General features: G+C 35.6%; 24 protein-coding genes (1 of these 24 running past the window's edge). 14 read left to right on the top strand and 10 right to left on the bottom strand.

Annotation, left to right across the window (positions count from 1 at the left end):
• Nucleotides 1-196 precede the first annotated feature (196 nt).
• The 7 genes from AC1RNE_RS12785 to AC1RNE_RS12815 all read right to left on the bottom strand — a co-directional run bounded on the left by AC1RNE_RS12785 (nucleotide 197) and on the right by AC1RNE_RS12815 (nucleotide 7,693).
• On the bottom strand, nucleotides 197-1,426 hold the full coding sequence (locus AC1RNE_RS12785; RefSeq protein WP_492801335.1) for an MFS transporter: 1,230 nt from the start codon (nucleotides 1,424-1,426) through the stop codon (nucleotides 197-199).
• A gap of 94 nt (nucleotides 1,427-1,520) precedes the next feature.
• On the bottom strand, nucleotides 1,521-3,053 hold the full coding sequence (locus tag AC1RNE_RS12790; RefSeq protein WP_492801336.1) for a M20/M25/M40 family metallo-hydrolase: 1,533 nt from the start codon (nucleotides 3,051-3,053) through the stop codon (nucleotides 1,521-1,523).
• Nucleotides 3,054-3,414: 361 nt separating this feature from the next.
• Entirely contained in the window at nucleotides 3,415-4,407 is a 993-nt protein-coding gene (locus AC1RNE_RS12795) for an aspartate-semialdehyde dehydrogenase (protein ID WP_309924535.1), read from the bottom strand.
• 39 nt (nucleotides 4,408-4,446) lie between these two features.
• The gene (locus AC1RNE_RS12800) at nucleotides 4,447-4,944 is read right to left on the bottom strand and encodes a hypothetical protein (protein ID WP_492801337.1); all 498 of its coding nucleotides are present in this window, start codon (nucleotides 4,942-4,944) and stop codon (nucleotides 4,447-4,449) included.
• Between the two features lie 201 nt (nucleotides 4,945-5,145).
• Nucleotides 5,146-5,718, bottom strand: coding sequence for a 5-formyltetrahydrofolate cyclo-ligase (locus AC1RNE_RS12805; RefSeq protein ID WP_492801338.1), 573 nt, complete (start codon nucleotides 5,716-5,718; stop codon nucleotides 5,146-5,148).
• A 7-nt stretch (nucleotides 5,719-5,725) separates the two neighbouring features.
• The gene (locus AC1RNE_RS12810) at nucleotides 5,726-6,646 is read right to left on the bottom strand and encodes a S66 peptidase family protein (protein WP_492801339.1); all 921 of its coding nucleotides are present in this window, start codon (nucleotides 6,644-6,646) and stop codon (nucleotides 5,726-5,728) included.
• Between the two features lie 63 nt (nucleotides 6,647-6,709).
• The gene (locus AC1RNE_RS12815) at nucleotides 6,710-7,693 is read right to left on the bottom strand and encodes an ion channel (protein WP_492801340.1); all 984 of its coding nucleotides are present in this window, start codon (nucleotides 7,691-7,693) and stop codon (nucleotides 6,710-6,712) included.
• Between the two features lie 297 nt (nucleotides 7,694-7,990).
• Here AC1RNE_RS12815 and AC1RNE_RS12820 point away from each other — a divergent pair, with 297 nt between their 5' ends.
• From AC1RNE_RS12820 to AC1RNE_RS12835, 4 genes are all read left to right on the top strand, one after another.
• Nucleotides 7,991-8,566 (top strand): thioredoxin family protein, encoded by a 576-nt coding sequence (locus AC1RNE_RS12820; RefSeq protein ID WP_492801341.1) that lies wholly within the window; start codon nucleotides 7,991-7,993, stop codon nucleotides 8,564-8,566.
• A gap of 119 nt (nucleotides 8,567-8,685) precedes the next feature.
• Nucleotides 8,686-10,179, top strand: a complete 1,494-nt coding sequence (locus AC1RNE_RS12825) for a M20/M25/M40 family metallo-hydrolase (RefSeq protein ID WP_492801342.1) — start codon at nucleotides 8,686-8,688, stop codon at nucleotides 10,177-10,179.
• Between the two features lie 78 nt (nucleotides 10,180-10,257).
• The gene (ftsZ, locus tag AC1RNE_RS12830; protein WP_492801343.1) at nucleotides 10,258-11,583 is read left to right on the top strand and encodes a cell division protein FtsZ; all 1,326 of its coding nucleotides are present in this window, start codon (nucleotides 10,258-10,260) and stop codon (nucleotides 11,581-11,583) included.
• A gap of 101 nt (nucleotides 11,584-11,684) precedes the next feature.
• The gene (locus AC1RNE_RS12835; RefSeq protein WP_492801344.1) at nucleotides 11,685-12,191 is read left to right on the top strand and encodes a hypothetical protein; all 507 of its coding nucleotides are present in this window, start codon (nucleotides 11,685-11,687) and stop codon (nucleotides 12,189-12,191) included.
• A gap of 21 nt (nucleotides 12,192-12,212) precedes the next feature.
• Here the strand turns inward: AC1RNE_RS12835 and AC1RNE_RS12840 are convergent, their stop codons facing one another.
• On the bottom strand, nucleotides 12,213-12,539 hold the full coding sequence (locus AC1RNE_RS12840) for a DciA family protein (protein ID WP_309924515.1): 327 nt from the start codon (nucleotides 12,537-12,539) through the stop codon (nucleotides 12,213-12,215).
• A gap of 108 nt (nucleotides 12,540-12,647) precedes the next feature.
• Between AC1RNE_RS12840 and AC1RNE_RS12845 the strand changes: the two genes are divergently transcribed.
• The 9 genes from AC1RNE_RS12845 to AC1RNE_RS12885 all read left to right on the top strand — a co-directional run bounded on the left by AC1RNE_RS12845 (nucleotide 12,648) and on the right by AC1RNE_RS12885 (nucleotide 20,586).
• Complete coding sequence (locus tag AC1RNE_RS12845) at nucleotides 12,648-13,043, top strand: hypothetical protein (protein WP_492801345.1); 396 nt, start codon at nucleotides 12,648-12,650, stop codon at nucleotides 13,041-13,043.
• A 307-nt stretch (nucleotides 13,044-13,350) separates the two neighbouring features.
• The gene (locus AC1RNE_RS12850) at nucleotides 13,351-14,190 is read left to right on the top strand and encodes a MotA/TolQ/ExbB proton channel family protein (protein WP_323253843.1); all 840 of its coding nucleotides are present in this window, start codon (nucleotides 13,351-13,353) and stop codon (nucleotides 14,188-14,190) included.
• Between the two features lie 76 nt (nucleotides 14,191-14,266).
• Nucleotides 14,267-14,872, top strand: a complete 606-nt coding sequence (locus tag AC1RNE_RS12855; protein WP_323253841.1) for an ExbD/TolR family protein — start codon at nucleotides 14,267-14,269, stop codon at nucleotides 14,870-14,872.
• A gap of 115 nt (nucleotides 14,873-14,987) precedes the next feature.
• Entirely contained in the window at nucleotides 14,988-15,503 is a 516-nt protein-coding gene (locus tag AC1RNE_RS12860) for an ExbD/TolR family protein (protein ID WP_323253839.1), read from the top strand.
• Nucleotides 15,504-15,645: 142 nt separating this feature from the next.
• Nucleotides 15,646-16,482: an energy transducer TonB gene (locus tag AC1RNE_RS12865; protein ID WP_492801346.1), complete on the top strand. Its 837-nt coding sequence runs from the start codon at nucleotides 15,646-15,648 to the stop codon at nucleotides 16,480-16,482.
• Nucleotides 16,483-16,627: 145 nt separating this feature from the next.
• Nucleotides 16,628-16,879: a hypothetical protein gene (locus AC1RNE_RS12870; protein ID WP_492801347.1), complete on the top strand. Its 252-nt coding sequence runs from the start codon at nucleotides 16,628-16,630 to the stop codon at nucleotides 16,877-16,879.
• Nucleotides 16,880-16,894: 15 nt separating this feature from the next.
• Nucleotides 16,895-17,845 carry a PstS family phosphate ABC transporter substrate-binding protein gene (locus tag AC1RNE_RS12875; protein WP_492801348.1) on the top strand — a complete coding sequence of 317 codons (951 nt, stop codon included), beginning with the start codon at nucleotides 16,895-16,897 and terminating at the stop codon, nucleotides 17,843-17,845.
• Nucleotides 17,846-18,071: 226 nt separating this feature from the next.
• Nucleotides 18,072-19,733, top strand: coding sequence for a tetratricopeptide repeat protein (locus AC1RNE_RS12880; RefSeq protein WP_492801349.1), 1,662 nt, complete (start codon nucleotides 18,072-18,074; stop codon nucleotides 19,731-19,733).
• Nucleotides 19,734-19,815: 82 nt separating this feature from the next.
• Complete coding sequence (locus AC1RNE_RS12885) at nucleotides 19,816-20,586, top strand: SDR family NAD(P)-dependent oxidoreductase (protein WP_492801350.1); 771 nt, start codon at nucleotides 19,816-19,818, stop codon at nucleotides 20,584-20,586.
• Nucleotides 20,587-20,625: 39 nt separating this feature from the next.
• Here AC1RNE_RS12885 and AC1RNE_RS12890 read toward each other — a convergent pair whose 3' ends face one another.
• Both AC1RNE_RS12890 and AC1RNE_RS12895 read right to left on the bottom strand, forming a co-directional pair.
• Nucleotides 20,626-22,539, bottom strand: a complete 1,914-nt coding sequence (locus AC1RNE_RS12890; protein ID WP_492801351.1) for a RecQ family ATP-dependent DNA helicase — start codon at nucleotides 22,537-22,539, stop codon at nucleotides 20,626-20,628.
• A 66-nt stretch (nucleotides 22,540-22,605) separates the two neighbouring features.
• Nucleotides 22,606-23,133 carry an acyl-CoA thioesterase gene (locus AC1RNE_RS12895; RefSeq protein ID WP_492801352.1) on the bottom strand — a complete coding sequence of 176 codons (528 nt, stop codon included), beginning with the start codon at nucleotides 23,131-23,133 and terminating at the stop codon, nucleotides 22,606-22,608.
• 169 nt (nucleotides 23,134-23,302) lie between these two features.
• Between AC1RNE_RS12895 and AC1RNE_RS12900 the strand changes: the two genes are divergently transcribed.
• Nucleotides 23,303-23,336, top strand: partial view of a response regulator transcription factor gene (locus AC1RNE_RS12900; protein ID WP_492801353.1) — the 5' portion only. It continues 653 nt past the right edge of the window; only the first 34 of its 687 coding nucleotides appear in the window; it begins with the start codon at nucleotides 23,303-23,305; its stop codon lies off the right edge, out of view.

Raw genomic sequence — 23,336 nt, forward strand, 5'->3', positions numbered from 1 at the left:
CAGCGGTTTCAAATCTTTGAAATCTGCGGATAAAATGTCACCCGCAGATTTACGCTCAAATCTTACGCAGATGACGGAGTTTTTTAATTTCTCACAACTTTAAATCAGCGCAAATCAGCGGTTTCAAATCTTTGAAATCTGCGGGTAAAATATCACCCGCAGATTTTCTACTACAAAAGTATAATCACAATTTACGCTATATTGTTTCTTCGGCATTAATTTTTAACCAAAAAAATGCACCAATAATCACAATAACTCCTAATAGTAATACAGGAAAATTATACCCAAAATTGGTTGCTAAATAGCCGAAACTTACCGTATTTAAATAAGCAACTAATAATCCTGCCGAATTCATTGCCCCTGAAATAGACCCACTTCTTTTTCCTCCAATATCCATTGAAACAGCCCAAGCTACTGGAGCAGTAACATCCATAAAAGCCATACCTAATGAAAGCAAGACGATAGCAATAGTATTATTAACCGTAAGCGCCGAGATAATTAAAAATATACCAGAAATACCCATGCCAGCCATCGGAACAATTCTTCGTCCCCATTTTTTGCCATACTTTTTTACTAAAATATCGCTAATAAAGCCACCCATAAAACAACCAAATGCTGCTAGTAGAAAAGCGATAGAACTGATATATTTTAGTTGGTCTTCGCTGACCCCTCTACCTTGTTGTAAGTATTTAGGTAGCCATGTTTGAAAGAAATAAATGCCTGTAGCATAGCAAGCGTACATTCCCATCAAAAACCATAAGTTTTTACTTTTCAGAAAATTTCTGAAAGGTACTTTATCGGAATGATTATCTAATTGACGCTTCGCTAAGATTTCATCTAATTCATCCTTTGAAATATCTTTTGCCTGAGTAGGGTCTTCTTTATGCCAAAAGTACCAGAAAATCACCCAAATGACACCTACAAAACCTAATACATAGAAAGATGCCTCCCAACCATAACGCTGTTGAATCGGAATCACCACTAGGGGTGTTAAGCCCGCCCCTAAACGCGAAGCACCCCAAATGATGGCTTGGGCTTGTCCACGTTCGTTAGCAGGAAACCATTTTGCCAAGGCAATAGCAATATTAGGGTATGCACCAGCTTCGCCAATGCCAAACAAAAACCTAATACCAAGGAGCATAACAAAGCCCGTAGAGAAACCCGTTAATACTGTAAAAAACGACCACCAAAGTACTACCCTAATCAAAACCGATTTTGCCCCGATTTTATCACCCAATAGACCTGTAGGAACTTCAAAAAGGGCATAGGCTAAGGTAAATGAGCCCAAAATCCAACCCCATTGTACGGGCGAAAGTCCTAGTTCTTTAGTGATTCGCTCTCCTGCTGTAGAAAATGCGATGCGGTCTAGAAAAGTAATGACAGATAAAATAGCAAGTACTAACAGTACTTGGTGACGTTTTTTCATTATTAAAAGGGTTTATTTAGATGGTTAAAGATAAGTAATAGTTATGGATTATAATTTCAAAAAGCTGATATACACTATAATTATGCTGTTCAATTTATTGAATATTCATCAACGCGACATACGTTTCAAGCCCGTTCCATAGGTTTTGTATTCTGATATTTTCATTTTCAGCATGCTGATTATTATCATGATTGGCAATAGGAACAGTAATGGTAGTAGTTGACAAGTATTTACCAAACAAATACAAAGGTAAACTTCCACCTGAGCTTGGCATCAACACGATATCCTCTTTAGAAGTACTCTGCACAGCTTTAATGATAATTTGAGCGATTGGTAAATCCATTTTAGTGCGTTGTGCATTGTATCCATCTTTAGCTTGCACACGAGCAATAAGCGGATATTTTAATCGCTCTTCGTCGGTTATACTTTCGTTGGTAGTGACATAATAACCCTGTGATTTAATATGATTAATGAGTTTTTGTACTTGTCGCTGAGCATCATTTCCTAATACCAGGCGTAAGTCTAAAGCAGCCGTAGCTGAAGTGGGAATAATATTGGCTACCATTTTACCTACATTGGCACTGGCTATCCCGTTGATATTTAAAGAAGGTAAACTAATTAATTCTGCTAGTGACTTACCTCCGCCTTCGGCACGCACAAAACCCAGTTCATTTTTCATTTGTTCGTCGGGCGGAGGGATATTGGCTAATGCTTGTTTTTCTAAGGCTGTTAGGGGCGTAACATCATCATAAAAATCCTTGATTAATACTTTCCCTTTTTCATCCTTCATAGATGCTAATAGATTCACTAATAAGTTAGCAGGATTAGGAGCCCAGTTGCCATAATGCCCACTATGAAGTGGACGCTTTGAGGCATATACTTTTACCTCCACATTTACATCCCCACGTACTCCAAACACAACCTGTTTGCGTCCAGATTGATGTACTGGTCCATCACAAATTACCCAGAGGTCGGCTTTGAGTTTATCTTTATGTTTATCTAAAATTTCTTCCAAGTGTGTCGACCCTGCTTCTTCTTCCCCTTCAAAAAAGAATTTCAAATTAACTTTCGGACTAATGCCCATTTTAGTCATGGCTTGATAGGCAGATAGGATGGTAAAAACGCCTGCTTTGTCATCAGAAGCACTGCGGCCATAAATTCGCCATTCGGGATTAATACTTTCTGTGGATTTAGGCGTAGGAATGATTGTCCCGCCCTTTTCTAAAGACTCATTCAAAAAAACAGCTTCAAAAGGTTTGATACCTTCTGCCCATTGGTTTGGGTTTACTGGCTGACCGTCATAATGAGCATAGAAGACCAGCGTTTTTGTAGCATTAGGCACAATTACTTCTCCAAAAATAGCAGGAGGAACGCCTTTGGTTTTGGCATCTAACTTTTGAGCTTTGATACCCCTTTCCTCCATCATTTTTACAATATAGTTAGCAGTTTTCTGAATCCCTACGGTATCATACACTACATTAGGAATAGACAGCAGTCCCATGAATTCATTCAAAAGACGATGCTCATTCGCTTTACGAAATTCACGTGTTTTTTCTACTAAAACATTTTGCGAGAAGGCAGACAAAAGGGAGAGGCTGAGTATAGTAAGTAAAAAATAGCGTTTCATGGAGGAAGTATGGATTTTAGTTTACCCAAACTTACATTTTGCAACGCATAAAACAAAATTGAGGGGAGAGTATTAGACTTGAGGATAGAGGACTTTAGGACTGGAGGAGGTTAGATTATGGACATTAGACAAAAGACTTTAGGACTGGAGGAGGTTAGATTATGGACGTTAGATTTTAGACTTTAGTAGATTATAGATGTTAGACAAAAGACTTTAAGACTGAAGGAAGTTGAGGTTTAAATACCACGGTAATTCCACTCTCCTCCAGTCCTAAAGTCTAACATCCCAAAATCTACCAAAAATAAAAAGCCGAGATAATTATCTCGGCTTTCATTTCACTATCAAACAAACCTGTAAACTACTAAATAAGATTGTTTTTAGCCAAATACTCTACAATTTGTACAGCGTTAGTAGCAGCACCTTTACGAAGGTTATCCGCTACAATCCACATATTGATGGTATTAGGTTGGGTTTCATCACGACGGATACGTCCAACGAAAACCTCATCCTTACCATGTGCATTAATAGGCATTGGATATACAAAATTCTTAGGGTCATCCTGTAAGATTACACCCTCTTCATTTGCTAAAATATTTTTTACTTCTTCTACGTCGAAGTCGTTTTCAAATTCAACATTTACTGCTTCAGAGTGTCCACCAATCGTTGGAATACGCACTGTAGTAGCTGTTACCGCGATAGAATCATCCAACATGATTTTCTTGGTTTCATTCACCATTTTCATCTCTTCTTTGGTATAACCATTATCCAAGAATGAATCAATGTGTGGTAAAACGTTCAAATCAATTTTGTGTGGATATACCGCAGGTACATCTGTACGACCTTCACGTTCAGCAAATAATTGATCAACTGCCGCTTTGCCCGTTCCTGTTACTGATTGGTACGTAGACACAACAACACGCTTGATTTTATATTTTTTGTGTAAAGGGTTCAACACTACAACCATCTGAATTGTAGAACAATTCGGGTTAGCAATGATTTTATCTTCTGATGTTAATGTAAACGCATTAATTTCTGGTACTACTAGTTTTTTAGTAGGGTCCATTCTCCAAGCTGAAGAATTATCTACTACTGTAATCCCTGCCGCTGCAAATTTCGGAGCTAATTCCAAAGATGTACCACCACCTGCCGAGAAAATCGCCACGTTTGGTTTCATCTTAATAGCATCATCAAAACCAACAACGGTGTACTGTTTACCCTTAAATTCTACCTGTTTACCTACTGAACGCTCAGAGGCAACTGGGATGATTTCTGTTACTGGGAAGTTACGTTCCGCTAACACTTTAAGGATTTCGCCACCGACCAAACCTGTGGCTCCGACTACTGCTACTTTCATTTTAAAAATTGATTATTAATTGATTATATAAAAAAATACTTAAAAATTATGCTTTAATCCAACCCCCACTATCGCCTGATGATCAGGTGTTGTCTGTACATTTAGCCCGATTTCGTTATTACGGATAACCTCATTATAACGATTAATCGCATTAGATAAATGCATATTTGCTTTTACATTTAAATAAGTCGAAATCAATAAAGTAGTGCCGACTGTAGACCAATAAAAACCGCTGGATACTTTATCTCTGTTAAAAACTGTATAAAGCGAAACCCCCGCAGGAATAATATTGATTAGCTTAACTAGCTTTTGTTGTTGTTTGTAAGTCAGGAACTCCACATTTACTTTGGGGTCTCTGGCTTGCAACAAGGGTATTTGTAAAGCCGATGCATTGTCGATAATCTGTCTATCGTAAATAAATTTTACGCCAAACAATTGTCGTTTAACTGAAATCGGATACAAAGTTCTTTTTTCTTCCTGAGCAAAGGTTTTAAAACCTATAAATAACAAAAAGCATATTAAAATCTTAGTTTTCATGGCTTCTTTCGTGCGATTTGTCTTTCAAAAAAATCACAGCGTTGAATAGTCGTCAGAATCATTGAAATTTAATTTCCTTTGAAAGTCAGGGAAAATAAAAAGTTTGCAAAATTACTTGATAAAGTTGGAAGAGAAAAGGAATCTGCTGGGAATAGTAGAGTAAATTTGTAGGAATTCTTGTTTTTTATTGAAATTTTACTTCTATCCGAAGGAATATAGTCTATTTGGACTAATACAGTAATTGATTTTAACATCAAATTCATTCACATCCTCAATGCTGTCAATGGGGTCTTCTAAGCATAAGCCAATTGAGATAAGCTCGGGAGAACATTGCTTAAGAAACCTATCGTAAAAACCTTTGCCATAGCCCACACGGTTGCCTGCTTTATCAAAAATCAATAGCGGAACAATTACCATTGAAATATCGATAGGCAAAATGGGAATAGTTGGAATAGGCTCTGGAATACCCCACTTGTTTTCAATCAATTGACTTTTATCGTATAGATAATGTTCCATCTCGTTGGTTTCAGGAATACTTTTTGGCACCACTAATTGTACGTGAGGAAATTCTTGCTGAATGCTATCAATGATCAGAAAAGTATTGATTTCATGATGCCTGATAATGGGTAGAAATATATGAAGGTATTCAATCGTAGAAAGATTGAAATGCTGAAAGAACAAATCGCAAATAGCTTGACTCTTTTCGGTGATACTTTCCTGACTGAGTGCTTTTCGTCGAGCTAAATAATGTTTCCTGAGAGCCGATTTGTTCATGCTGATTTTAGATTAAAGTATCATTTACAGCATCTTTCATCCAAACGCCATTATTTTCTACGGTTAATATCACCTCTCTGCCACACGGCATTGCCCAATTGGTTGGTTCATGTCCGACAGGGAAATCATAACATACAGGGAAATTATATTCAGCAACGGCATCCTCAATAATTTGGTTGGCTGTTTTGCCGAATTGTACTTCGTTGTCTTCTAAGTCAGAAAAATGTCCTACAATCAAACCAGCCAAGGATTTTAATTTCCCTGAACGTTTTAGCTGAATCATCATACGGTCGATGCTGTATAAATATTCACCTACGTCTTCCAAAAACAATATTTTTCCTGTCGTATCAATATCAGAGTTTGAGCCAATGATATGGGTCAACATTGCTAAATTACCACCAACTAACTGTCCTTTGGCACTACCCACTTTGTTTAATGCATTCGCAGGAATATGATAATCGAGGGGTTCGCCAAAAAGTACTTTTCTGAGGGTGTCTAACGCATATTCACCGCCATCTTGCATAAATAATTTAAGCATGGTGGCGTGAATACTTTCAATATTTAGGTTATGGATGTGGCAAAGCACCGCCGTAATATCTGAAAACCCAACAACCCATTTGGGGTGTTGAATAAATTGTGTGAAGTCTATGCTATCTAATAAACGTGAGCTACCATAACCTCCTCTGGCAGAAATAATGGCTTTGATATTAGGGTCATCTAACATCATCTGGAAATCATTAGCCCTGATTTCATCAGTTCCTGCAAATTGATGGTACTTACTAGTCAACGAAGTACCCAAAACTACATTCAGCTCCCATACCTTTTCTATTACCTCAATGGCAGGTTTTATTAATTCAAAATCTACTTTGCATGCCAATGCTACTAAGCCAACAGTATCTCCTTTTTGTAATGCTTTTGGTTGAATCATTTTAATATTTATAAAGACGAGTTCATAAGCATGAACTCCTTAATTTTTGTTTTATATCCAGCATTATAGCTCACTTGATAGAGGCACATCCTGAATATCTGATAATTTACGCAAGTCTAGCGTTACTACTCCAGCTCCTGGAACATCGCTAAACATAGGAAGGAATTTTGCACCGACTACTACTTCACGCGCATGAAAAGAAGTACGCGAATTTACTGTTTGATTATAAGTCTCTTCTGTAGCTTTGAGCAATACTAAAAACTCAGCATCACTCGATAGCAAATCCTCTTTAGTCAATCCAAACAGTGGACTATCTTCTGTAATTGGATGCACGATTGTCCAATTAGTCGGAAAGAAATTCACTTTGCTTCGTTCTAATTTCAGTCCATAGAATCTCCTTACTTTTTTCCCATGACCTTCATCTCTTAGCATTGATACCGCTAGTTCAACTTGCAAATCGATTAATTGATTACTTTGCTCATTCACAATCCTAAACATAAAGCCCGTAATATCCAGATAAGGCGCAATAATAGCTTTGTCGGAATATAATACTCTAGCGACTGGTCTTGAAAAACGACCATACAGTAAACTAGTAGCCAAGGCAAAAATCAATAAGCCTAATAGCGATTCAATGGCTGCGATAGTGCTTGCCCAAAAACCAACGGGAGCAATTCTTCCATAGCCAACCGTGGTTAGTGTTTGAGAAGAAAAGAAGAAGGCATCCATAAAGCCCGAGCCTTTGGTGGTTAAATCCACACCCTGTAGATGTTCAATCCCTACGGCTTGATAAAGGCAGGCAAATATAAAATTCAATATTAAGTAAAAGGCAACAATGAGGATAAAAAAACGTTTCCATGAACAGATAATAAGCTCATTAAATATATTATAACGTCCCCAAAAATTACCACCAATTCTTTTAACATTAAAACTACCATCTTTATTGAGGAGCCTAGTGTCAGGGTCAGTAATTTGAGAGCCAAAGCCTAAATCTCTACGTTTTTCTTCAGCCTCAACAAGTTTACTTTTTTTGTGTCGAAGTATAGTCATGAATTTATTTGAAGTCAAAAATAGTTAAAGATAATGAGTGAAAATAAAACAGTTGACCGTTTAATCAAAAATCTTTGTAAGGAAAACAAACCTTTTGTAAATTGCTAAGGTAATAGAAAAGCTATTTAGCTAAAATCTGGAAGGACTAGAGACAATCTTTCAGAAAGTTGGACGTCGGATTCAATAAAATATCTTAAAGTATAGTATAATTAAAATTACTTTATCCAATTATCTTTGCTAAAAAGGAGAAAACCGTTTTAGATAAAAATCTCACAGAGCAAGACCAACTTATAAAACATGAAAAACATATTCTTTACATTTCTTATATCCTTGATATCATTTGCTGGAAATGCACAAATCGCTGCTAATACAGCACCCAACACTAGCCTTATCACTAAAGTAAACAAAGCCAAAATTAATTGGATGACTTTGGAGGAAGCGTATGCCGCTACCCAAAAAGAACCAAGAAAAATTTTGGTGGATGTATATACAGGCTGGTGCGGTTGGTGCAAGGTGATGGATCAAAAAACTTTTACGGATGAAAAAGTAGCTGAATTTGTCAATCAAAAATATTATGCTGTAAAACTAGATGCTGAAATGAAAGATACCATCAGAATTGGCAAACAACAATATATCTGGGAAAATGGTTACAATCAGGCAGGAGTTGCTCTTTTACAAGGAAAGATGAGTTTCCCGACGATAGTGTATTTAGATGAGCAATTTAATATGATTCAGCCAGTGGCAGGTTATCAAGAAGCTCAGCAGTTTCATCAAATAGTTACTTTTTTTGGAGATAATCATTACCGTAAAGGAAATTGGGAAAAATATCAAAAAGAGATATATCCCCAACAGTACAGTCTGAATAATAAGTAATTATTTAAAGGCTATCAATAATAGGCATTAATAGGGACTTATTCTTATTTTAAATATGTTAGAGTTTGTCAAGTTTTTTTGTAAATTCCACTATTATTTCCTATTTCACAACAGACAAAATGAAAATAAACCTTTACGTTTTTCTTATTCTAATCCTTATTACTTCAACAGCTGCATTTCAACCTTTAGGAAATGAAGATGAAGAATTAATAGAAACATTCAGGCGAATCAACGATGAAGTAGTAGCCAATAGTAGGGCTTACGAAACATTGGGAGATGCTTGTAAAACAATTGGACACCGCCTTACGGGTAGTGCAAATGGTAAAAGAGCTGAAGAATACACTTATAATTTATTAAAATCTTATGGTTTTAAAGATGTAAAATATCAGCCATTTCAAGTAGAGGCTTGGTCAAGAGATACCGTGACGTTAGCAATTGCCCCTAAAAAAAGTGATAATTTTCATGACATAGAAGTAGTTTCATTGGCAATGACACCCGTTGAAGCCAAAGTAACTGCCGAACTTGTGGATGTAGGGAATGGATTAGAACCAGATTTTCAAGCCGTAAAAGACCAATTAACAGGAAAAATAGCATTAGTAAACCTCGGATTGTTAGCCCCCTTTAAAGGAACTCGTAATTTACACCGTTCTGAAAAAACAGCCCTAGCCATGCAATATGGTGCAGCAGGAGTTATTTTTGTCAATACCGTAAAAGGAAATGTATTGCTAACGGGCACAGCTTCGGTTACTGGAAGTTTAATCGCGATTCCAGCAGTTTGTGTGTCATTAGAGAGTGGCATCAAAATCCGTTCTTGGATGAGCGAGCAACCCAACTTGATGGGCGTAATAGATATGAAGAACTTTAGTAAAATGATTAAAGCTCGAAATGTTATCGCTACCATCAAAGGAGACAATAAAAAATACCGTGACGAAAAAATAGTAATTGGTGGACACCTCGATTCTTGGGATTTGGCTACTGGTGCGTTGGATAATGGCATAGGTTCGTTTTCTATTTTAGATATTGCCCGTACTTTCAAAGCATTAAATCTAAAACCTAAAAGAACGATTGAGTTTGTCATGTTTATGGGTGAAGAAGAAGGTTTGCTGGGGTCAAAAGCGATGATTGAGAGAAGTAAGCGTAATAACTCTTTAGAGAAAGTGGTGTTTATGTTCAACCTCGATATGGCTAATAATGCGAATGGATTTAATACGGCAGGAAGAGACGAAATGGTATCATTGTTTACAAAAATAGGAGAGTGCATGCAAAAGGCCGTACCTGAATATAAAAACAATGTTATTAACCAAGCAGGACTTCATTCAGACCATCAAAGCTTTATGTTGGAAGGAATACCGACGGCATCTCCGATTGGAGGAATCTCGCCAGATGCGGTAGGATGTTATCATGCTAATTGCGACCGCTTTGATTTGATTAACAAGAACGAAATGGTTAATACCGTAAGGTACACAGCAATGATGTTGTATGGAATCGCCAATGTAGATAAGGTGCCAGCGAAGAAATTAGATTTTTACTCGACAAGAGATTTTTTTATAAAACAAAACCTGAAAAAAGAGTTAGAGCTTGGTAGAGAATGGCGATGGGGAGCAGAAGAATAATAGTGCATTCAACTGATTTTCAAGACAAATAATACGGGCTATTTAGTAATTAATTAATCCTTAATAATAATTTATAATATGGATTTTTTTCATCATAATATTGAAATTTCATCTGAGACAAAAGACAATATCATTAAAGTGATTGGTGTCGGCGGAGGAGGAAGTAATGCTGTTAGTCACATGTTCGAAATGGGGATTGATGACGTCGATTTTGTAGTGTGTAATACCGACTTACAGGCCCTGAATGATAATAAGGTTCCTGTAAAACTGCAATTAGGCGAAATTTTGACAGAAGGACTTGGTGCTGGAACAGAACCAGAACAAGGACGACTAGCAGCGCTGGAAAGTGAAGCTCAGATTAAAGCATTACTACAACCAAGTACCAGAATGGTCTTTATTACGGCTGGTATGGGTGGAGGAACAGGAACAGGAGCAGCACCAGAAATCGCGAGAATAGCCAAAGAATTGGATATACTAACAGTGGCGATTGTAACAGCTCCATATTCATGGGAAGGTACTGAGAAAATTGAAGCGGCCAACCGAGGAATTGCTGAATTACAACGTACTTGTGATACTGTTTTGGTGGTATTGAACGATAAATTATTAGAGATTTATGAAGATTTAAACATCTTAGAAGCCTTTGAACATGCAGATGATGTATTGGCCAATGCTGCCAAATCAGTAGCGGAAGTAATTACAAAATCTGGTAAGATAAATGCTGACTTTAAGGATGTTAAAAAAGTATTAAGCAATGCTGGGCAAGCTGTAATGAGTACGGCTACTGCTAAAGGACCAAACAGAGCTAAAGAAGTTATTGAGAAAGCCCTTGATTCGCCGTTATTAAACAACCGTGATATTAAAGGTGCGAAACGTGTATTAGTAACGATTGCTACAAGTGACCAAAAAGTAATGGCAGTAAAAGAGCAAACAGCTATTACTGCCCATATCATGGAGGCTATCGGAAATTCACCTGCTGGATTTAAACTCGGTTTTATCATTGACAATAACTTGGGTGATGATATGAGCATCACGGTAATAGCAGCTGGGTTTGATTTACCAGATGGACCCGTGCGTACGCCTTTGAAACAACCAGTTAACGGGAATCATGCTAAAAAAGGAGTTAAAGTAGAACCTGTATCTTTACAGCCTTCAAATATTGTGGAAGATGAAGAGTATAAAGAAGATGAGGACGAAGTAATAGAAGAAGAAAAACAACCTATTAAGCATGTTTTTCCTCCGAGAGAAGATGATACACCAAGATTGCGAAAAATGATTGAAGATTTTGCAACAAAAATGCCATCTGATTCTGAGGATTTTGATACGCCAGCTTTTCAGCGTTATAATATCAAATTATTAGATATTTCTGAAATCCTTGAACTTGATTATCAGTCACATTCTTTATAATTGAAGCATATAGCTTATCGTTATCAATCCCGCAAGCAATTCAAAATACTTGTGGGATTTTTATTAAACAATATTCAACTATCATTACAATTAATTAGTCGATGAAAAATTTCATTTTATTATTCTTAATGTGCCTTGTATTTACTAAAAGTAATGCTCAGGATAAAATAAAAGACCTTACTACACAAAGACAAACATTATATCAAAAATACAAGGAATCAGAAAACCTATCAACAGGGCTTTTTGGCAATCGTTCTAAGGATGATATGCAAAAGACGATAGATGCGCTCAATGAAATTATTGATAAAGACAATGAAATCCTAAATGAATATCAAAGTCAGCAATCCAATGCTACGGCTGCTTTCACTGAAAAATACAATGAGCTGATTCAACAAAATAATGACCTCACTCAAAAGAATCATGATTTAGTAGAATTGACGGAAAGGCATAAGGGTTTTTCAAAAGAGAATCATCAAATGTTAGAAGAAATTGAAAAATACCAAGGCGTATATATCGCTTTGTTGGGGCTATCGTTGGTAGTCGCGATTGTATTTGTAATCAAATATTTCGGCTTGAAAAATAAAGTAAAAGAAGCAGAGAGGCAATAATCGAAGTTAAAGGATTACTACTTATAAAAATACGACATCCTGAATGATTTTTTCTCCTACTTCTTTATTGATAAGCTCAACGATTTTATTTTTTGCCATCAATAATTCATTTCGAAGCGGAGCGGAATCTAATTGAATAAACAATTTTCCGTCTTTAATATAAATTTGGGTTGTTCTTGAGGCAATCGGAGAACCCATGATTTTTTCCCAATAAGCAACAATATAAGTTTCGTTAAACTTAGAACGAATTTTATACAGCTCAAGCATATCCTCTATGGCATCCTTTAACGAGGATGCTCCTGTTTTTCTACGAACATTTTCTTTATTATAATGATATACCTTCGACATACACTTTTGGGGATACTGCAAGATGATTGAATCAAAGTTACAATATTTGTTATTTTAAATGTTAATTATTTAGACCATCTCATTTTAAAATTCATAAAAAACTATAAAATGCCTAGTCTTTTTTTATATATTCAAGTACGAAATAGCCAGTTAAATATCAAATATACTAATACTTTCATTGATTTTGTAAAGCTATCAAACCCCTCAGTAATAGTTTATGATATTGATAATTTTTCTGATAATTTAACGATTCAGTATGCTATTAAATTAATAAAAGATTCACCAAAAATACTTGTTTTTCTGGATGCTGAAGAAGGAAGTAGCCTCAAACAATTGATGGCATTATTGACTAATTTATTAGATAAATCAGAAAGTATTAGGGTACTTATAAACGGAGAAAATGAACGCCTTGAAAAAATGATAAGTATTTTAGACTACCAGAAAATCAGAGAAAATACTCATGGAATAGTCTTGCTAGAATCAATACTTAAGGAGTTTTTATAAAAAAAAGACAATCATTGAAAAGTTATATACATTCTTTGTAAAGTCAAATTCTTGAAATAGTCCTGCAAATATGTTTTAAAATGCATGTATTTATTGTTATAGTACAATACATAGGTTTTGTTGAATATTTTTTTAAAAAAACTTCATATACGTGGTATGATAATTAAAAGATTTTTGTGTTAGTTTTGTCATTACCTAAAACAAGTTATTTCAAAAGAATCTTTTGTATTTAGGTTATTTTCATTATTTTTATTTTAAAATTCACCTAAAACTGTTTTTTAACTTAAACCCAAAAATTACCAAACTAATGAGTACACAAGCAAAAACTCCAGCTGCTAAACCAGCAGCACCAGCTCAAAAAAAATCAGGCGGCATTTCAGCAGGCTTGGTTATTTTAATTCTTTTTGTTATTGCCCAATTATTTTTCCGTTTTGTAATGGGAGATGGATCTCGTTTTGAAGGTGGAACGAACGCAGGTCACCCACACCAAGGAGATTATCTTGCTCTTGCATTTAAAGGTGGTGATATCGTACCAATCCTTTTAACTTGTTTCTTGACAGCTTTGACATTCTCTATCGAGCGTCTAATTACAATTAGTAAAGCAAAAGGTAGCGGTGATGTTAATGCATTCGTTCGCAAAATTCAGGCTCTTCTTGACAAAGATGATACTGATGCAGCTTTGAAAGAATGTGACAAACAAAAAGGTTCAGTAGGAAACGTTACTTTAGCTGCTGTTAAAAAATACAAGCAGTTGACAAGTGATGGTTCTTTGGACAAAGAACAAAAATTAGCTGCTCTTAGCAAAGAAGTTGAAGAAGCTACTTCATTGGAATTGCCAATGTTAGAGAAAAACTTAACTATCATTGCAACGTTAGCTTCAGTTTCTACGCTAATCGGTCTTTTAGGAACAGTAGTTGGTATGATTAAAGCGTTCTCGGCTTTAGGTAACTCAGGAGGATCAACAGATTCAACTGCATTAGCAAACGGTATCTCTGAAGCCCTTATCAACACGGCATTAGGTATTGGTACTTCAGCAGTTTGTATCATTGCTTATAACTTCTTTACGTCTAAAATTGACGAATTAACTTACAGCGTTGATGAAATTGGTTTGAGCATTAACCAAAACTACGCAACTCACCATAATTAATAGTTATGTGTTAAGCGCTAAGTGTTATAGGTTAACCTTATAACTCATATCAAACAACTTATAACTAAACAAGATTATGCCAAAAGTTAAAGCAAAACGACAAAGTGTTTCTCTAGACATGACAGCGATGTGCGATGTGGCGTTCTTGTTACTTACTTTCTTCATGCTTACTGCAAAGTTTAAACCTGAAGAAGCCGTAACAATCGTTCCTCCGTCATCTATTTCAGAGAAAACAATAACTGGCGAAAAAGGAATTCTTACTATTTCAGTAAGTCCAGAAGGTGGTATTTATTTAGGAACAGACGACAAAGCTGCTAAGGATTATATGTTGGAAAGAATGGCAAACCGCCTATCTGTTCCAGTATCTGCGGAAATGAAGAAGAACTATGACGCTTCAGAAATCGTAGGTTATCCAGCAGGCGCTATGCGTCAGGTTTTAAGTGTAAAGCCATCAGATGCGAAAGCAAAAGGATATTTGAAAGGTATTCCTTGCGATTCAGCCAATAATGAACTTTTCCTTTGGGTTAGTTATGCAAAAATTTCTAATCCAGGATTAAAGGTAGCTATTAAAGGTGATGCTAACTCAAACTATAAAGTGTTCAACCAAGTAGTTGGTACTTTACAGGAACAGAATATTAACACATTCCAATTGGTTACATCTCCTGAAGGTAAGCCTCAATAGATTTTATTTAGTTGTACTCAGTAGTTTTAACCCTGCCTCTCTTTGAAAGGCAGGGTCTTATAAAGCTAAAACTCTCTGAGTATCATTAACTACCAACAATTAAAACCCCAATACAATGGCAGAAATAAGTCAAGACGGTGGGGGCAAAAAAGGCGGTAAGAAACGCGCAAAGAAAGCGTCAACCAAAATTGACATGACTCCCATGGTTGATTTGGGTTTCTTATTGATTACCTTTTTTATGTTAACCACGACGTTAGCAAAGCCCGTAGTAATGCAGTTGAATATGCCTGATAAAACGGAAAAGGATGATAAATCAGAAGTTAAAATGTCTGAAACCTTAACTGTTATGCCTGATGCCGAGAAAGTATATTACTATCAAGGTTTGCCAACAGAAGCATCAACTCAACTTCAGAAAACAAATTATTCTAAAGACGGAATTAGAACTGTTTTGTTCGATTACAAAAGACGAATCGGTGATAATTTTACGATTGTTATTAAAGCTACTAAAGGAGCTAAATACAAGAACATGGTAGATTTGCTAGACGAATGTGCTATTACAAGTAACAAGCGTTATGCAATCCTTGAAATAGATCCAGATTCTGAGAAGCTAATCAAAAAATCGGGTCTTTAATAAAAAATCACAATAAAACTAAAAAAATAGTTGATAATATTTTGAAAACTAAATTAATAGTTTTATCTTAGTTCAATGAAAATTTAATTTGAAAGGTTTTGATTCAAATTAAGAAACATTAACAGTATTAACATCAGGAATTATGTCAAACGTAATAAGCCCAAATGCAACGTTGGATGACATTATTTTTAAGAATAAGAACAAAGAATATGGTGCTTATATCTTAAGAAAATCTTATCCAAAAGTGGTTTCACGTTCTTTGATAATTGGTATAGCGTCGGTTTCAGCTCTTTTTGCATTATCATTTATTTATAATAAAATCAATGAAGAATTAGCAAAAACTAAAACTGAGGTTACAGCTGAAGTAATGAAAATTGATCAGCCACCACCAGAGAATAAAACTCCACCACCACCACCACCACCACCGCCGCCACCACCACCAAAAGAATTACCAAAGGTGACGACGACAAAATTCTTACCTCCTGAAATCAAAAAGGATGAAGAGGTAACAAAACCTGAACCACCACCAGAAGAAGTAAAAGGTAATACTGCTTCTGAAACGGTAAAAGGAGAAACTGAAGATGCTGGCCCGCCAGTAGATCCAGATGCAAGAGGTACTGCGCCAGAAGCACCAGTTGAACCACCAAAGCCAAAAGAGGAAGAAATCTTTACTGCGGTAGAACAACAAGCTGAATTCCCAGGAGGTATGGCTGCATTTGCTAAATTCTTGCAGAAAAACTTGAAATACCCAGCAGCAGCGCAACGTGCTAACGTTTCTGGTAAAGTATATATCCAATTCGTTGTAAATACTGATGGTAGTATCCAAAACGTAGATGTACTTAAATCAGTAGGTTTTGGTTGCGATGAAGAAGCTGTTAGAGTAATTAAATCTGTACCGAAATGGACACCAGGTAAACAGTCTGGTCGTGCAGTACGTTCAAGATTTACAGTACCAATTAGCTTCGTGCTATCTGAATAATTATATTATTTAGCATTAAGATACAATGAAAACCTGTCAGGAAACTGGCAGGTTTCATTTTTCAATAGGAATCTGTTTTTGTTTTTTTCTATGGGAAATGTATCAAATAGGGTTGTGATTATCGTTTTATATTAAATATCAAAAGATGTCCGGTAGAATTTTTGTACTTGTTAATGTATTAATGGCCCTTTCATACGCGGTGATAGGATTGCTTTTGGTACTTAACCCTGAATCAGCTTTTGCTCAGATGATGTTGCCTTCTTCCTTGTATGTATATGCTTTGGGTGCATTGCTTATCATATATGGCATTTTTAGAGCATGGAGAGTTTACACCAAATTGAAAGATGAAGACGACGATGATAATGAGGAGTATTCATATTATGACGAGAAGAAATAAACAATCACAAAAACCATGAAAACTATATTAAATCTATCTTATTCGATTCTACTAACCGCTACCTTGTTTTCTTGTGGAAAAAACACAGGAAAAGATGGTAAAGAATTAGATGGCCCTGCAAAAGGAGAAATTACTGTTGCTGTTGATGAGTCTTTTCAACCCATCATGCAAGCCGAAAAAATGGCTTTTGAACAGACTTTCCCCTATACAAAAATCAATTTAGTGTATAAACAAGAAGGAGAAGCAGTAGCAATGTTATTAAATGATAAAGCTAGAGTAGCTGTAATAACACGAGAACTGACCGATAAAGAGAAGACAGTTTATACAGATGAGAAAATTACTTATAGGAGTTTTAAATTTGCAGGTGATGCCTTAGCCCTCATTACTAATAAAGATAATCGTGATAGTATGATTACTGTTAACGATTTGGCAAGTATTATGAAAGGGGAAAAAAAGAAATGGTCTCAGATTAGCAAAAATGGTTCAAGTGAAGATATAGTATTGGTTTTTGATGGAGCAAGCTCTAGTAATTTAACGTTTTTAGTAGAAAAATTTGGAATAGATAAGAAAGAAAAAGTTTCTTTCTTTGCCACAAAGTCGAACAAGGAGGTAATAGAATATGTAAAAACACATAAAAATGCGATGGGCGTTATTGGTACTAATTGGATTAGTGATGGTGATGACCCCGCGTCTTTAGGTTTTATCAAAGACATTAATGTGATGTCAGTTTCAGAGAAAAACAGTACCAATCCTGAAGATTATTATCAGCCATTTGGGTATAATCTTGCTTTGAAAAGGTATCCATTAATTCGTCAAATTAAATTAATCTTAAAAGAGCCTTATATGGGGCTTGGAACTGGTTTTATCAATTATATGTGTCTTGAACAAGGACAATTAATTGTATTGAAAGGAGGGCTTTTACCACTTACAAAACCACTACAGATTAGGCAAGTAAAAATGGACTAAACTAAGGTGGCATAATATTTTAAGAATTATTAAAATATAGGAATAAACAAAATATTTTATTTGAATAGATTGCGAATAAAATTTTGAGTTATTGTAACAATTTTTTAATTTAATTTTATAATTTGTTACAAATTCAAAAGATATTTTGGAAATTTGTTTAATAAAAAGAATTACCTGATTTTAGATACTTACTTTTAATTACTTACAACTAAAACTTTAAAAAAAAATGGAAGTAAAGATTAAATCTCTGTTGGTGGCTGCAAGTTTGTTATTTGCCGTTGCGGTAAATGGGCAGACTGTTCAGCAAGGCTTGACGCAGTTGGACGGAGACCAGCCAATTAAAGCTAAAGCAACATTTACATCACTAGTATCGGCTAGCCCTACGGGTGAAAATTTATATTATTTAGGATACGCTCAGTTACGTTCAGGAGAATTAAGTGAAGCAAAAGCAACATTTGAAAAAGGACTTGCTGCAGACCCTAAACAACCGTTGAACTCAGTTGGTTTAGCAACTTTGTTATTAGCAAATAAAGACGGAGCAGGTGCAAAAGCTGCTTTTGATAAAATTTTGGCTGATACAAAGATGAAAAATGCTGAAGTGATTTTCCGTATTGCTGAAGCTTATACATTGTTTGAACATACAAATGACCCTGCGGAAGCTGTTCGTTTGATTGACTTGATTACTGAAAAAACTAAGAAACCTTTGACAGTTGATATGCAAATTGTAAAAGGAGATGCGTTTTTATTGAAAAATGATGGTGGCCCAGCGGCATCAGCTTATGAGCAATCTATCTTAATCAACAAAACAGCAAAAGCTTATGTTAAATTAGGTATTGTATATTTAAGAGGTAAAAACTATCAATATACAATCAATAACTATCAAACTGCTTATGAGACAGATTCATCTTATGCTCCATATTACAAGAGAATGGGTGAATACTATATCATTTTCAACCGTTATAAAGAAGCATCTAAATTCTTTAGAAAATATGTTGAAAGAGCAGAGGCTACTCCAGTAATCTTATTAGAAACAGCTAAATTATTATTCTTAGCGAAAGATTATGAAGGTGCTATGCAGTTTACAAAACAAGCAGAAGCAGGGGGTGCTAAAGATAATGATATCTTTAGAATGAAAGGTTATTCTAATATTGAATTGGGAACTCCACAATTGGGTATAGATAACTTAGAGCAAATGGTGAAAGCTGGTGTAAAACCATATTATTTGGATAATGTATATTTTGCAAAAGGATATCAAGGTTTAAAACAAGATTCTTTAGCCGTTGAATATTATTTGAAGGCAGCCCCTGAAGATACTATCAACAACCATTTCGCTACAATCTATACGATTGTATATGGTCAGAAAAAATATGCAAAAGCAGCTGATTATGCTTTAAAGGCAATTGACTGGAAACAAAAGAAGAAAGCTCCAATGGCAAGTGCTGATTATTACAATGCTGCTATGGCTCTTTATTTTACAACAGCTTATACGCCACGTGAAGATTCATTAGGTAGATATAACACTGGTATGAAAGCAGATTCAATGTTTGCTAGTGCAATTGCAATCAATGATAAATTTGCTCCATTCTATTTGTTCCGTGCTAGAACTAACAACTATGTGGATTATACTGGCACAAAATGGTTGGCAGTACCACATTATGAGAAATTCTTAACAGTAGTTGACTTAGCAAAAGCTAATAAAGAACAATTGTACGAAGCATACAGATACCTAGTAGGATATCATGCAAACGTAACGAAAGACACAGCTAAAATTCAAGAGTATGTAGATAAAGCTGTTGCTATCAAACCTGAAGACCCAGATAAGTTAAAAGAGTTTTTAGCACCTGCTACAGGAACAGCGGCAACGCCAGCTAAGACTCCGAAAAAATAAAAATTTAAAATTTGTTTGATACAAAGCCCTGCCATTTGGTAGGGCTTTGTTAATTTTGAGGCATTCTAACAAAACAACAAACATGTACGCACTAATTACAGGAGCCAGCAAGGGAATCGGGAAAGAAATAGCCGTAGAATTGGCTAAACAAAAATATAATCTATTATTAGTGGCAAGGTCAGAAGGTTTGCTTCGTGAAGTAGCCATTGAAATTCATGAAAAATACGGCGTAACAGTAGATTATTTAGCCGTCGACTTAGCTGCGGTTGATGTTGCTAGAAAGGTATATGATTGGGTTGAACAAAAACAATACGAAGTAGCTATCTTGGTGAATAATGCAGGGTATGGTTCTGTAGGTAATTTTGATACCTATTCTATTGAACAAAATAGGGATATGATGAACCTAAACATGGCTACTCTTACTGAGATGTGTCATGTGTTTTTGCCAATGCTGAAACGCCAAAGCAAAGCATATATCATGAATATTGCTAGCTCTACAGCCTACCAAGCTCTGCCAAAAATGGCGGTTTATGCGGCTACTAAAATATTTGTATTGAACTTTACAAGAGCATTAAAAGGCGAATTGAAAGGTTCTTCGGTATCTGTAACTTGTATTAGCCCGGGAGCAACGGATACAGGATTTAATGATAGAGCGGCTGTACCAGCTAAGGCTCGCAAGGCAGCTGAGAAAGTAGCGATGACTCCTGAACTGGTAGCAAAAATTTCTGTAGCAGCCATGTTTGCAGGGAAAACAGAGGTGATTCCGGGCTTAGTAAATAAGCTTGGAGCTTTCTTGGCTTGGCTTGCACCAAAATCGATTACTGAAAATGTAGCGGCTGGAATTTATCAATAGAATATAGGAATGTCACTGGAAACTAGCTTTTCAGTGACATTAAATTTTCAAATTACCTTCGCCATCATAAGCTATTTCCCCATCAGCAATCATTTCACGAATGATATCTTTGAATAGTTGCATATTGGGTGGTTGCATAATCTGAGTAATTAACTGTAAGCTCATTGCCCCATTAGCCAAAAGCAGTTTTATTTTCTGCCGAGTATTATTGGCAAAGTCTTCATCTTCTACCACTTGTTTATTCCGCTTCTTTTTCTTCAAGCAATTATCACAAATACCACAAGTTTCATCAGTAATTTCATCAAAATATTCTAATAGAATTTGTGTACGGCACCTAGTTGCATGTTGTACATAATGTGCCACTGCTTGGGCTTTTTGTAAGGCTTTTGCTTTGCGATAATCAATGTCTTGTACTTGTAGCGGTAATGTTTTTGAATCAAACCGCGGAGTAAGGAAGGTAACTTGAGGTTTATCTTTTTGCCTATCGTAAATTACTAAATCAAATTTTTCTAAATTCGACAGCATTGTTTCAACCTCCTTCAAAGGTATTGAATAAGCTTTGGCAATATTTACTTCAGAAATGGTTATAAAAGTACTAAAAAGTTCGCCACCATACATCCTCAGCAATAGTTTAATAAAGGAGTCGTATTTAGGATTTCGTAGTTGAAAATCATATAACTGTCGGTTATCAACTTTGAAAGTGATTTTAGAAGGGCTATGAAATGAATCTGATAGCTGAATGAATCCTTCATTTTCAAGAACCTTTAAGGCAAAATAAGTTTCGGTAGGAGGGAGGTCAAAGCGTTTTTGAAATTCTAGCAAATCAAAATCAAAACTCGAAAATTCACCTGCACCCACCGCCAATTGAAAAAAGTTACCTAAACATTGATATACTTTTTTGACTAATTCAATTGCTGGATAATTCTGTAAAATATTTTTCTCTAAACTTTCAATATCTTTTAGGTTAAAAAGCGCTACGCCATACGCCTTTTCGCCATCGCGTCCTGCTCTGCCAGCTTCCTGATAATAAGCCTCTAGGGTATCGGGCAAATCTATATGAATGACAGACCTAACGTCTGGCTTGTCGATACCCATACCGAAGGCATTCGTAGCTACGATTGTCCTAACTTGATTTTTTATCCATCGTTCTTGTCTTTTACTACGTTCATCAGCACTCAATCCTGCATGATAAAAAGTAGTATTGATATTGTTTTTATTTAATAAATCTGAAATTTCCTGTGTTCTTCGGCGATTGCGCACATACACCACAGACGAGCCTTGTACATTTTGCAAAATTTTAATAAGCCTTCTTTCTTTATCTTCTTCATTAAAGGCCGAGTAGGATAAGTTGTCACGAGCAAAGCTTTGTTGGAAAACGGATGGAGAATCCATTTCCAGTCGCATCAAAATCTCTTGCCGAACATCTTTCGTAGCAGTGGCAGTTAAGGCAATAAGAGGAACGTTGGGGATATTTTTTTTGAATTCAGCGATTTTCAGATAAGGTGGTCTGAAGTCATGACCCCATTGCGAGATACAGTGGGCTTCGTCAATAGCCAACAGATTTACTTTCATCTGTTTGACTCTTTCAATAAAAATAGTGGTTTGTAATCTTTCGGGCGAGACATATAAAAATTTAACATCGCCATAGATACAGTTATCTAAGGCAATATCAATTTGATTTTTATGCATTCCTGAAAAAATACCAATCGCCGAAATTTTTCTCTGCTTTAGCTGGTTTACTTGGTCTTGAATCAGCGCAATTAAGGGTGAAACCACGATACAAATGCCATCGTTCATCAATGCTGGGATTTGAAAACACAGTGATTTCCCCCCCCCCGTTGGCATTAATGCCAAGGTGTCTTTTCCATCCATTACCGATTGAATAATATCTTCTTGTAATGGTCGAAAGGAATCATAACCCCAATATTGCTTTAGTACTTCCTGTGCCGACATAGGTAATAAGCAGATTATTCAATAATATAATGTATCTAGGGCTATAGAACGAGCATTGAAAAATATTTAAATAAATGTTCTTGCTAATAGCTCTTGTTTAATCGTTTTGATTCTCGAATTAAGGTTAATGTGTTCAAAGTCGATGCCTTCTACACAAATAGCCGTTAAAAAAGCATTGACTTCTGGCTGATGTGGTGTTTTCTTTCCTGTAATTACATCTATGTATTTAGAAGTTGTCCACAGTACTGCCTTTAGATGTGTACAATTTTCATCTGTCATGACAAACTCTGTAACCAACGTATCATCGTTAAAATAAATAGCGGAAGAAATAATACCGATTCTCTCGCTTACTTTAGCAGAATTGACGTAGGCTATTTGATGGTTATATACAACCCAAGATGTTTTGTTGTGTTCAAAATAGTCGTTATAATCAAACTCATAGATAGTAGCAACTTGGTCTTCACGGGCGTTAAAGAAGTAATCAAAGTATTTCGCATTGTTTAAATGCTTCAAAGGGTCGCAATCCTGAAACCTTATTACAGCTTTTGAATATAATTTTTTAGGATATTGTTTATCTGGCTTTAACGAGAACATTGTTTTTCTGTTTATTGACTGTTGATATGGAATGACTTTTTATACTTATTAAATATGTACAAAAGTAGCAATTCGTTACGAATTGTAAATATTAGCTAAAACAAGTACATTAGCAACACAATATATTGCGCCGACAAACATTAAGAAAGATAATCTTATAACCAAACGAATGACAAAAATATTATTAGTCGAAGACGACGATA

Source organism: Arcicella sp. GW822-FHT02H01, assembly GCF_058802005.1.